3 protein-coding genes are annotated in these 1,121 nt (G+C 56.1%); 1 reads left to right on the top strand and 2 read right to left on the bottom strand.

Features of this window, described 5'->3' with window-relative positions:
- Positions 1-188: ATP-binding protein (locus SV253_06965; protein MDY6775801.1), on the top strand; the 188-nt coding region annotated here is incomplete at its 5' end.
- Here the strand turns inward: SV253_06965 and SV253_06960 are convergent.
- Positions 168-692 carry a hypothetical protein gene (locus SV253_06960; protein MDY6775800.1) on the bottom strand — a complete coding sequence of 175 codons (525 nt, stop codon included), beginning with the start codon at positions 690-692 and terminating at the stop codon, positions 168-170. The two genes, SV253_06965 and SV253_06960, sit on opposite strands and share 21 nt — an antisense overlap.
- A 5-nt stretch (positions 693-697) precedes the next feature.
- Positions 698-1,121: KH domain-containing protein (locus SV253_06955; GenBank protein ID MDY6775799.1), on the bottom strand; the 424-nt coding region annotated here is incomplete at its 5' end.

The raw sequence follows: 1,121 nt of genomic DNA, 5'->3' as shown, positions 1-1,121 counted from the left end.
AGGAGGTTCTCAGAAACGGCGAGGAGACTAGCCTTCTACACGGAAGCGGTCTCGGGCTCTGGTTCGTCTACTGGATACTCAGAATGGTCGGTGGGAACATAGAGATAGACGACACAGATACGGGAAGCAGGGTGAGTCTTCTGGTTCCGGTACCCGAGCGAGAATCCTCAGACCCCGACCTCGGATAAGTCGAATCCGTCTTCGGCGGGCGAGATATCGTCGACCTCGACGTCTTCTAGATGTAATGCGGCGTTAGAAGGCTCGGTGAGCCACGGCTTCATGCTGACGTAACGTTCGAGGTCGAAGTCCCTGTCCCAGTCCTGTTCAGCTATCGGAACGTTGGGCTTTCCGACGAGGGTTCCCGTCACGAGAGCCTGTATACCCGAACCGTTGAGATGGCTCTCGTCTATCTCATCGAGGCGGCAGTCAGAACACCGCGACTCTATGTAAGTCGTGCCGTAGCCGTCTATGTTGACGAGTATCTGAAGCTCTTCGTACTCGTCGACGTCCCCTACGCCGTCCTCGTGTATGTTACACGTCGCCGTCGATGGCTCCCTGTCGAAGCCGACGTACTCCCCCTCTAAGACAGTCTCGACTATCTCCTCGGCGTCGTCTCTGCGTGTCGGATTCCAGTCAGTCTTCGGCTGAGACTGTGACTGTGACTCTGACTGTGACTCGGCGTCGGTGTCCATCCACCTCACCTCTCGTAGTACTCTATGGCGTTTCTCTTTAGCTCGCGGCGTTTCTCCTCTAAGAACGAGTAGACAGTGCCGTGGGGTGCTCCGTCGAGTATCATCTCCGCCGCGGTCATCGCCATGTCGACCTGTTCATGCGTACCTATAACTCCGAAGGTGTTCCCGTAGATACGTACCTCAGCACCCGTGAGATCCTCCATTAGCTCACGTGTCTTGCCGTTCCTGCCTATGAGACGCCCCTTCTGTGACCTGCGTTCGGAGTCGCTTCCGGTGGCTTTCTTGAGGTCGATGGTCTCGAAGACCATCATCTCGTTTTCGAGTAGCTTGAGCGCCGACTCGGGCGGAAATCCTCTCCCGATAGCCTTGACTATGTCGGAGCCCTTGAGACCCTTTATGGGATCACCTGTCTTGTCTATCCTGACACTC

It is taken from the genome of Candidatus Afararchaeum irisae (assembly GCA_034190545.1).
In the GTDB taxonomy this organism is placed as follows: Archaea; Halobacteriota; Halobacteria; order Halobacteriales; family Afararchaeaceae; genus Afararchaeum; species Afararchaeum irisae.
Note: the sequence above shows the minus strand (reverse complement) of the source record. Positions and strands in the feature narration are given on the sequence as shown.

Excerpts from the sequence above, each read along its gene's own strand:
- SV253_06960 (MDY6775800.1), bottom strand. The coding sequence starts at position 692 with ATGGACACCGACGCCGAGTCACAGTCAGAGTCACAGTCACAGTCTCAG.